This window comes from Bacteroidota bacterium (genome assembly GCA_039111535.1).
Taxonomy (GTDB): Bacteria; Bacteroidota; Rhodothermia; order Rhodothermales; family JAHQVL01; genus JBCCIM01.
The window spans coordinates 1-10598 of the sequence record JBCCIM010000216.1 but is presented as its reverse complement, the minus strand read 5'-3'; the positions used below and the strand labels follow the sequence as shown (position 1 = coordinate 10598).

The 10598-nt window shown below is 53.6% G+C and carries 6 protein-coding genes; 2 read left to right on the top strand and 4 right to left on the bottom strand.

All coding sequences use genetic code 11. From position 1 onward, the window contains the following. Positions 1-2660, bottom strand: a 2660-nt coding sequence (locus AAF564_23155) for a tetratricopeptide repeat protein (GenBank protein MEM8488466.1), incomplete at its 3' end; no start/stop codon positions are given. On the opposite strand from AAF564_23155, the gene AAF564_23150 reads away from it, so the two are divergent. Next, positions 2661-3854, top strand: coding sequence for a Gfo/Idh/MocA family oxidoreductase (locus AAF564_23150; protein ID MEM8488465.1), 1194 nt, complete (start codon positions 2661-2663; stop codon positions 3852-3854). A gap of 43 nt (positions 3855-3897) precedes the next feature. On the opposite strand, the gene AAF564_23145 is transcribed toward AAF564_23150, so the two are convergent. After that, positions 3898-5760: a MutS family DNA mismatch repair protein gene (locus AAF564_23145; GenBank protein MEM8488464.1), complete on the bottom strand. Its 1863-nt coding sequence runs from the start codon at positions 5758-5760 to the stop codon at positions 3898-3900. Between the two features lie 185 nt (positions 5761-5945). Here AAF564_23145 and AAF564_23140 point away from each other — a divergent pair, with 185 nt between their 5' ends. Further along, the gene (locus tag AAF564_23140; GenBank protein MEM8488463.1) at positions 5946-6671 is read left to right on the top strand and encodes a hypothetical protein; all 726 of its coding nucleotides are present in this window, start codon (positions 5946-5948) and stop codon (positions 6669-6671) included. A 15-nt stretch (positions 6672-6686) separates the two neighbouring features. Here the strand turns inward: AAF564_23140 and AAF564_23135 are convergent, their stop codons facing one another. Together AAF564_23135 and AAF564_23130 are read right to left on the bottom strand one after the other, a co-directional pair. Next, positions 6687-8492, bottom strand: a complete 1806-nt coding sequence (locus tag AAF564_23135) for a serine hydrolase (GenBank protein MEM8488462.1) — start codon at positions 8490-8492, stop codon at positions 6687-6689. A gap of 470 nt (positions 8493-8962) precedes the next feature. Beyond that, on the bottom strand, positions 8963-10598 hold a 1636-nt coding region (locus AAF564_23130; protein ID MEM8488461.1), incomplete at its 5' end, for a T9SS type A sorting domain-containing protein.

Below are 10598 nucleotides of genomic sequence, written 5' to 3'. Positions count from 1 at the left end.
GGCGCGAAATAGCGTTTCAACTCATGAATATGGATAGATTGGGCCTCCCTATTCGCCATTGGGTGCTGCTTCTTGTACGTGGCCGTAATGGTGAGCTCATCTTCATTATCTTTGTGATATAGATATAACCGACGGGCTTCTTCAAGCTCATCATCCATACCAAGTGCGCCAACAGCCAGCATACGATTGTACAGCGCCCCTACATGCTCAGGATCTATTTCCAGAACACGATCGAGCCAGGGCAACATGCGCTCATAATCGCCATTGAGGTAATGGATGCGCGCGATGTCGAGCAATAGAACACGGTCGCCAGGGTATGCATCTGCCACACGCTCCCACACGGCCAGTGCGTCGTTGTAGTCAGCATTGGCTTTGTGTACCTGCCCTTCGAAGTAGGCTGTCTTTAGGTAACCGGGTTTAACGCCTTCTGCCTCTTTGAGCACATCTCGGGCCCGATCTATCTGGCCTTCCTCGAGCAATACACGCGCCTGGTTTATAAATCCTTCTACAGGGTTGCCTTCTAATTGCGCCACCTTTTCAAAAGCAAGGATCGAGGTTTTGGTATCACCCTCGAGCAACAAGCCTATTCCGTAATCATTCCAGCGCTCCCAGAGGGGACGTTTGGCGGTATAGGGTGTGCCGGCTGTACGTTGCACAGTCGCCATTGTTGTGATGGGAATGTCAGGTGCGTCACCTGGCCCCAGCTCATGCTCGCGCAATTCAACTTCAACTTTCTTAAGTGAGTCTGGCTGCCCGGCAACAAGCCGGCCCCGGAAGCTATACTCATTAAAGTACCACTTAAACTTGCGGTGCTGCAGCGCCATTTCAAGCGAGGCAATCGATGTGCCCCGTGGTACGGTAAAGTTGTAGTGTACGGTACGCGCTGTGCCTGGGTTGATCACGTTCGCGTACACGCGTGCCATCCAATCCTGGGCGTTTCGTTTGTTGATTTCATTGCCGGCCTGGTCTACGAGTACCGCGCCAAAGAAATGGGCTGTAGAATCAACGCGGCCGAGCGCGTCGGTGGTACCAGACGACAGCACAGGATTGCCAGCTTCATCACGTGCAAGCAATTGTAGCCAGATTTCGTTGGAGTCATTGGTGCCGGCGGGAAAGCGATGTCCCACTTTACGGTTCCGTACCACGGCACTCAGTTCAACCTTGTCACCAGTGCGCATAAGCGGCATATCATCTTCGGGACCATACGCAACCCCGTTCACAGTAACCATAAACAAATCGACGGTCACAATTGAATCTTGCAATGCCTGTATTACAGCAGCCTGCTGATCAGCATGGCCATTTAAGAACGGTACAGCTGTGTTGGCAGCCGCAAAACGGTGGCTACGAATGTATCCGCCATCATTGCCCATGTCGTCGGAGGGCACTAGCGGCATGTGACATGAGGCACAGGCGACAGGCTTAGGTGGCAAGTAGAAGGAGCGCACGGTATTACCAGAGACGCCGCTGGCATGCCAGCTATCGTACTGATTTTGCCCCCGTTTCCATTTATAGTGATTCACTTCTGGTGGCAGGCCAACTTTGTGGCAAGAACCGCAAAATTCGTCGGTTTTATGAACCGGCTTCAACATTGCAGCCCGATGTGCTTCTGGCTTTGTTTTGATCAGCTTGGTGTGCAACCACTTGCCAACGCCGTCTTCAGCCCGCGCAAACGGGTACTCATCAGGTTTGCTTATTACGTATCTCCCATTCCCTTTTACATCCTGCAGCCCTTCGATTGCGTGGCAAGACAGGCATGTGAGGCCTTCTTTTGCCGTCCAGTGGTCCATGTCAATGGGTTTATCAGCCACCATGCCGCCGGTGTAAAGCACTTGCGGATCATGGCACGAAGCACACCATGCTGCAGGCTCGTTGCCTTTTCGCTCAACAAGCACCTCAATTGACTTCCGATACCAGGGATTGTTGAATGAAGAAAAATGATGCACAGATTCCTCCCATTGTGCATACACATCCGGGTGGCACCCCGCCTGCCCACAAGACTCAGCGCGGCCCAGGTCTTCGGGATCAAGAAAACCATCATGCGCCAGTACAGCCTGGGACAACATGAGATCAGCTTCTGATTCTCCCTCAACATATACCGCAGAAGTACTGCCCAACATGGGAAATGCTGCTATGGTTACAGAGAGCAAGACCCCGGTCAATACTGTAATGGACAGCGGATGACGCGTAAACTCACCTGCCCCCTGCCGCCAGGTATGGCCCCACTCCAGAAAATGGTATTTCGCCCCATACTTAAGCGAGACGTGTAAAATAAAGAAGAGGATTGAGGTGACGGCTGTCACGATATGGGTCACCAGTACCCAATGCCCACTCGCTGCAGCACCCCAGACTGCCAGTGCCGTACCTGTTGCGAGCAGCACAACCAAAGACAAGGCTGTGCCAATGCCTACCCAGGCTGCTGACGGATTCTCTTTCCTGGGCATTGCACGCACGTGCAATACAAGAAAAGCGGTGACAGGCAGCACGATGAGGAAGCCAAGGCCTATGTGCAACAGCACCATCGTCATGTACAAGCCGGCTGTAGACGACTCAAACAACAACAAAAGCAGGCTATTCAGCAGCAATACCAAATAGCCACCCAACAAAATACTAACAAGTCGACGCTGCCCTTTACTGAGCCTGGTGTATTCCGTAATCCCCATATGTATTTAGGTGTTTTCCTGCGCGTGGTGGTGGTTGGATTTCAACGCGCGGTATACCCGATATTTCCTAAAACTCTTATAATAGCTGAGCCAGTCATTGGTTCAACTTTAGTATTGAACCAGCCAATGGGCCGGCAATCCAGCACCAAATACAGCATCCTCAGCACAGCCATGAATTTTGCAATCCTGGGCCCTGGCCTTGTGGCGGACTACCATGTTACTGCAATCGAAGCAAATAAACATCTCGGTGCGTCCCTGCGCACTATAATTCACTATGAACCGTCTAAATTTGAGGGTATATCGGAGAAATATGGCGTCCCTTGTCAGTCCCTGGAAGCGGCACTTGCTGACACAACGCTGGATGCCGTCTGCATTTGCACGCCAAGCGGACAACACGCCCGGCAGGCCATTGCCTGTATAGAAGCCGGCAAACACGTATTGATCGAAAAACCAATGGCCCTGCGCCTTGCAGATGCTGACGCCATGATTGCCGCAGCAAAAGCCAATAATGTACACATCGTGGTTGCGTTTCAGCGGCGGACAGAACCCTTGTTTCTGGATATCAAGCGAGCCATCATGGGTGGCGACCTCGGACAACTCACCATGGCCTCTGTTGTACTGCCCTACTTCCGCGGCCAGACCTATTACGACCAGGCGCCCTGGCGCGGTACCTGGGCAGAAGATGGTGGCGGTGTCTTAATGAATCAGGGTATCCATATCATCGATTTGCTTGTTTGGTACATGGGGGATCCCGTTGATATTAAAGCTCATGCCGGCACTTTGCTACGGGACATCGAAGTCGAAGACGTTTTAGCTGCCTCCCTTAAATTTTCCAGCGGTGCCGTAGCAACCGTTACGGCAACCACAACCACAGGTGATGGCGCCCCGCACAGATTGGAGTTGTACGGGACAAATGGATGCATCCAGGTAACAGGCGAAACGGCAACAAGATGGTACCTGAAAGACAAGACACTCCAAACGGTCGTTCCACATATCACAAGCGAACCTGTTGAAGCTGGCGCCAGCAGTGATCCGCGTGGCATCAAAGCAGTTGGGCACACAGCGTTGATCAAAACATTGATAACAGCGGTTAACAACGGCCAAACCGCCCACATCAACGGCATCGAGGGCCGGCGGAGCCTCGCGACCGTCAACGGCATTTATCGCGCTGCCGGCTTAATTCAAGACGTTTAATGAAAGTCGGGACAAATCTCTGAGAGATGCCGCCTCAGCGTTATTAACTTACGCTATCCATGTCCGCTACCGGCAAACCTTCAAGCGCCATGATGCGCAGCGCATTTGTTGTGGGACATGGCCCGTTGTGCAGTTGGTAATCAAACACCATTTTGCCATCTACAATTTCTTCCCTAAAGTGGAAATTGGAAATATCAGGAATTTCATCCTCCAACTGAACCAGTTCCAGGTCGTGTGTAGCAATCAGTCCAATCCCATGTCCGCTGGCTACAGAACGGATATAGGCCCGGCTCCCGATTAGCCGTTCTCGGTTGTTTGTGCCTCGGAAAATTTCGTCTACCAGAAAAAAGAGCGGATATGCTGCATCCTCTCTAAAAGCATCCAGCAAGGCCTTTAGACGCTTGACTTCTGCATAAAAGAAAGAGATACCATCATTGATCGAGTCGTTGACCTGAAGGCACGTAAAGATGCGGAGAAGCGATATTTTAAACGAACCTGCATCAACAGGCGCACCCATGTAAGCCAGCCGCATGTTAACACCCAGCGTGCGCAAAAAAGTACTTTTGCCCGACATGTTGGAGCCTGTCACTATGATTACCTCCCCCAGGGCATCTATCGCAAAATCGTTTTTAACTTTGTCTGCTTCAGCTAGCAGTGGGTGACCAACGGCTTTTGCAGAAAGAACGGGGGCGTCGGAAGCGGATGCTTGCAGGATTTCGGGGAAAACATAGTTTGGATGCAGGTCTGCAAAGGTAGCCATCGAGCTCAAGGCTTCAAGTTCATGCCAGACATCGAGCCAATCAGGCAAATGGCGGCGGATCGTACTTTTTGCCAGGTGAAGGCGATGCGTAAAAAACAGGTCCCACGGAAATAGGGCGTTCAGGACAAGCACCATGAATCCACCGGCAGCCATTTGCAGGCTCACAAAAGCAGCAATACGCTCAATACGACCAAGTGCCTCTGAAGGCTTAGCCCCCGGGCTCAAAAATGGCGCACAAAGCACTTCGGTCTGGGGCATCTTTGTGTAATGGTGCTTTTCGAGATAAGCCCAGACTGCCCGAAATTTTTTTAGTCCGCTTTCGATATTAAACGCGTCGAGTGATGCAAAGCCAAAGGTGCGATGAAAGTATAAATACAGTGCTCCATACAGGCTTATGGTGAGTGCCCACCATGCCGGCAAAAACCCCATCACATTGAGCATCACCAAGCCGATATTCACAACCCCAAACCCGATCAGCAGATACAATGCACGCAGGAGTTTGAACGGTTTATCTTCACTGCCTACCCATTGCAACAACGCATTGCCATCCCAGGGCGTCTCATCGTTTGCTGATACGAGTTTGCCGGCAAGTACAAGGTGATCTCTAAACAATGCAGCATGCGCGAGTTCTTGCACCAGCAATTGCCGCCCAGCTATGCAATCAGGGTCTGGAGATAATTCAAGCATCCAATCCGCAAGCCGTTCGCCGCCACCCCGACTTGGTGCTGTGTTCATCAACTGGTGCATGGACCGGTGCCCTGTCATATTTAGATCAGACTCAAATGGGTGATTGGGGTCTGGTGTGAGATCAAGGGGCGCCGGCATCTTGGGCCAATCCAGTTGCATGCGGCTCATGTGAGACTGCTTAATCTCTTTCCAGTAGCGATGCCGCTGCAGGCTCTCTAACACCTTACCATGGTAGTATGCCAACGCACCAAAACAGATAATACCCATCGCCAGCACACTCCACCCAGCGGTCACCAAATCCTGCTGAAAAAGAACAATGCAAGCAACTGTCATAACCAGCACAACAGCTAGGCGCGCCCTGGAATAGCGCAGGCTCGCTCCCTGCAGTTGTTGAATCCGTCCGACAAGACGCCGGACATAGCGTGTCAACAAGTCAAAACGTTTTGATTTTTGCTTCATGAGCGCCAAAATGATCCCATTGTCTCTTCACCAACCCGGATGTTATACTAAAGAAATCCACACGCACAATGGCGTAGAATGTTCTAGTTTAGGGACCAAGCCATCCCTTGTGCAATATTCCTATACGCACCCATTAAAAGCCTATCTCTTTAGCTTTGAGAAATTTTTTATCGATACTAGGACTGATGTCTGCCTGCGGCTTTGCTGGCATTTCGCTGGGGATACTTTACGTGCGTCTTTTTATCCCTAAACCGGATATGGGGTGGGATGGCATTGCGGATATGCTCGGCGGCATGATGGTTGGCGCACTGCTTGGCTTGGTCGCCGGGTCCGTACTCTCCAGGCTATTGCGCCCGGGCAAGCGAGTTCGAGCCGGCCTAACAGCTGCCGGAATAGGGCTACTCACCTTCGCCGGCCTCATAGCAACTGCTCCAAAGCAAGAAACGTCTCCACCACTTGTTGTTAAACAGACATTCCAACCAGTATTCCGTTTCACCATGCGCGTGAGCCATACTGAGGAAATACTGGTCAACACACCTGTCAATGCGCAGCCTTTACCATTTACAGAAGCCCAAATAGCTTCGGGCAAACCAGTACTCTTCTACAAAACCTGGGGGCCTGCGTTTGAAGAATGTAGCGCGCAACCGGACGAAGAGGATCTGAATTTGATTGTTTTACACATCAAAGCACTTGATGCCGAATCTGGCCCGCTTTGCCGTACACCTGAGGAAGATTTACTCATCGCTGCTTCCTGGCGATTAGATGGCGTACAGGGAAACCAATCCATTCACGCCGGCTGTCTGGATGCTAAACCCGCTTTCCGTGCTGCAAGCGAGGCCATCGAGGCACTTGCAGAAAAGCTATGCACCACGTTAGTAAAAGACCCTCCCAATAAAGCCACACAACGATAACTCGAAAGACGATGACTATGGCAGATCTTTCATTGCAGGAATGATGTGTCCACCAATGATTTCGTTCCGCCAACGCCCCCATATGCCTCCCATGCGGTAGTTTCCACCGGTGAAGACAACCGAAAGGTCAAGTTCGGGAACGACAATTAACAGCTGACCGCCATTGCCGGACGCTTCATAAGAGGTGTAGCTCCGCTCGCCGACCGTCACCGAATCCACGCGCCAGATATACGCCTGCGACCCGCCGAAATAATTGTTACTGAAGTCATCAGGGGTCATTCCGGTGGTTTCTGGGGAGATGTCGATCTGAGGCTTTACCGATTGCTCAACCCAGTCTTCGTCAACGATCTGCTCGCCGTTCCAGGTGCCGCCCGCCAAATACACCGCGCCAATCTTCAGAATGTCACGCGGCCGCATGTAGGCACCACCGCCCAGATATCCCTCACCGTTCGGGGTCAGCGTAAAATGATAGGGTCCGAAACCCAAGGGTTTCGCGATCAGCTGATCGAAGAGTTCCTGAACGCGTGCACCGCCAAACGTACTCAGACTGGCCCCTACGAGATTGGCGCTGCCGGAACAGTAGGCGTAGCGCTCACCAGGGTCGTGGATCATAGGGAGTTGTGCTGTGAACAGCCAGAAGTCCTCCTGTTGCCCCCACATCCGGGATTCAGACCCAGGTGAGCCGGCGTTTCCATCACAGTCCAGGCCGCTCGTGAACGTTAGTAAGTGGCCGATCGTGATATTGGCCTTGCGTGGATCGTCCAGGCGTTGCCCTGCGCGTCCGAGAACGTCCGGGATTGGGCGGTAGTCCGCACTGATCTCGTGGCCCTGTTGTTGCAAAGCCCCGATCATGACCGATCCGAAGACCTTCCCGAGGGATCGCACGTCGTGCCGCGTCTCGCGGTCGTGACCGAAGAAATACTCCTCGTAGACAAGCCGGCCTCCATGCGCGACGAGCAGCGAGTGGATCATCTGTGGTCGCTGACTCCGCGGATCAACACGCGCAAGCTCAGCGGTCAACGCCTGAAACGCAGCGGGGTCAAACCCGGCTTCTTCTGGAGCGGCGACTATCCATCCGTCGTCGAGCTGGGGCAGTGACATAGGGTGTGCCTGCCGGCCACGACCTTGCCGGCTGTAGTAACCCGCCGTATCTGTAGCCGGCCTAAGCGTGATCGGTTCGTCGAAGCGGTCGTAGTCGAGCAGGAGTCCACCGCCTTGAGTATACTTCAGCCCGTATCGTCGTTCGAAGTCACCGCTGCCGGCCACCAGCGTCCAGCCACCTTCCTCATCAGCCACAAGCCGAAACCGGCTGGCGCCAAGGGTATTGTTGGCCTCCGGATTTCGGATTACGGCGGAGAGGCCGGCACTCTCGTCTTCGAACACGTCCAGGAAGATCCTGAACGACCGGAGCTGGATAGCGACTTCGGCCTGCCACTGCCCTTTCGCCACGGCGGGCAAAGCAACGGGTGTCGCGACCTCCTGGTAGCCGAGGGGCGAGGAGGCCTGGTACCAATAGCCGCGGATCTCCGAATCGTCGGGAGTCAGTTCGCCTACGAAGCTGTTCCCGTCTGGTCCCTCAACTGAGATCACACCTCGGTTATGGGTCACCATGACGGGATCTGGACCCAGAGTTGCCTGCCATTCGTCATCGACCCGCCGGATAGCTGCGAAGAGGGCTTCTTTTGGCTCATCCGCGCTCCAGGACCAGAGGCCCAGGGGCGGCGAGGCACTCTGCCCTTCTGCGCAGCCTGACCCTACGATCACGCAGAGGGTTGCGAAGAGAGCGGCAGTCGTCCGGTAACGCATTGATGGGTAACGCATTGATGTCAGGAGAGGGTTAGCGCGCGGACCGGCTGGCAGAACCAACAATAGTCTTCCAGTGGCTGAATTTGCCCGCAAATAGGCCAATTTTGATTTCGTAAAAGCTGCGCAAAGCGAAGCCGCTAGCCGCTCCTTTGATATTCTCGTCGCCTAAACTACAAATATGTGGGTGAAGCTACAATCTTGTGTGCTAAGCTGGTTTGTAATTATGTGCTTGGTGACCATCGCCGAATTCGCTCAACAGAAGAAGTTCGCCTTTCGCCGCAGCAGAAGAACTACGCCTTTCGCACAGCGAGCGGAAGTTCGCCTTTCGCGCAGCAGAAGAACTACGTCTTTCGCACAGCGAGCGGAAGTTCGCCTTTCGCATAGCAGAAGAACTGCGCCTTTCGCCTGCTTATTGATGGAAAGGAAAAAGCCGGCCCTTCCTCAATTGAGGAAAGACCGGCCTTCTTAAAACCGATAGAACCGCGCTACTTGAGCAACAGCATCGTTTTGGTAAATTCACCGGCTGGCGTTACCAGGCGGTAGAGATACGTACCACTTGGCAGGGAGGCGGCATCGAAGTTCACTTCGTGGTAGCCAGCTTCTTGCACGCCATCCATAAGCGTTGCCACCTGACGACCAAGGGCGTCATAAACCGACACCGATACATGCGCCGCTTCAGGCATCGCAAAACGGATGCTCGTCTGCGGATTGAACGGGTTCGGATAGTTGCCCTCCAATTCGAAAGACTCGGGCAGGGCCTGTGCCGTGCTGGAAACATCCAGTATTGGTCCAACACCCGGACCTCCGCGTTTGTAGGCAATGTTGCCCGCGCCGATCTGGCCTGCTGCTATTGTCATGCCCCGGTTCACCTGCTCAGCCAGTGACTTGGCCGTTGCGTCGTTGCTCACATCGCCGTCTTCGAGCAGTGTAGCAACATGGGTAACAACATCAGCCACGGTAAATCCATCGGCAGTCACCACCTCAAACTGGTCGATCTTAAGCGACATCACGTTCATCACAAGCGCGCCCACTTCAGCCGTAGCCCGCTCGGTGGCCGTGCCGGGCCGTTTGCTGAAGATATCCTGCCAGGCATCAACATCATTAACGCCTGCAAACAGTGCGTTAAAATGCACATTGGTGAAGCGATCTTCTATTTCAGTGATGATTGTGCTAAAATCTTCAGCCGGTGTGCCGCCGCTGGCGGCTATGTCGAGCTGGTTTTTCCAATAACTGGCCATGCGGATGTCATTCGTGAGCACAAGGGCATCGAGCGTAAAGTCGACATCTGCCGTTGTGGTGTTGCACACCACTGCTTCGCCAAGGTCGTTGGCCTGGGCTGAAAAGCCGAGCGGCTCGACGACCATCACCACAACATCTCCCTGCGCAACACCAGCAATGCTGTAGTTGCCTGAGGCATCGGTAACGGCTGTGCCAAGGACAATGGCAGGGTCATCCGCATCCAGGGCTTTGACCGTGATACCAGCCTGCATGTTGCCCCCTGCAGTAACGGTGCCAGAAACGGTACCAGCCGGGAAACTGGTGTCATCATTGGGATCAGTGCCGCATGCCAGTTCTTCTTCGTCAGTGTAGCCGTCACCATCCGAATCCGGTGAAGCAAAACCAAAGACATAGGCGGAGCCTGAATCGCTGCCGTTATCGTCATCCCCAAATGCCCCGATGAGTGCGCGGTCCCCGGAGAGCGATACCGAGTAACCAAATTGGTCAGATACAGCGCCATCGGATGCGGTGAGCTTTTCCGTCTCAGTCCACGAGCTGCCATCAAAGTCAAAGACATAGGCGGAGCCTGAACTGAGGCCGTTATCGTCATCCAGAACTGCCCCGATGAGTGCGCGGTCCCCGGAGAGCGATACCGACCGACCAAATTGGTCAGATACAGCGCCATCCGATGCGGTGAGTTTCTGCGTCTCAGTCCACGAGGTGCCATCAAAGTCAAAGACATAGGCGGAGCCTGAATCGCTGCCGTTATCGTCGTCCAACAATACCCCGATGAGTGCGCGGTCCCCGGAGAGCGATACCGAGTAACCAAATTGGTCAGATACAGCGCCATCGGATGCGGTGAGCTTTTCCGTCTCAGTCCACGAGCTGCCATCAAAGTCAAAG

What these genes read in the sequence shown, in the direction of transcription:
- AAF564_23145 (MEM8488464.1), bottom strand. Translation starts at nt 5,760, where the DNA reads ATGAAGCAAAAATCAAAACGTTTTGACTTGTTGACACGCTATGTCCGG.
- AAF564_23140 (MEM8488463.1), top strand. Translation starts at nt 5,946, where the DNA reads ATGTCTGCCTGCGGCTTTGCTGGCATTTCGCTGGGGATACTTTACGTG.
- AAF564_23135 (MEM8488462.1), bottom strand. Translation starts at nt 8,492, where the DNA reads ATGCGTTACCCATCAATGCGTTACCGGACGACTGCCGCTCTCTTCGCA.
- AAF564_23150 (MEM8488465.1), top strand. Translation starts at nt 2,661, where the DNA reads ATGTATTTAGGTGTTTTCCTGCGCGTGGTGGTGGTTGGATTTCAACGC.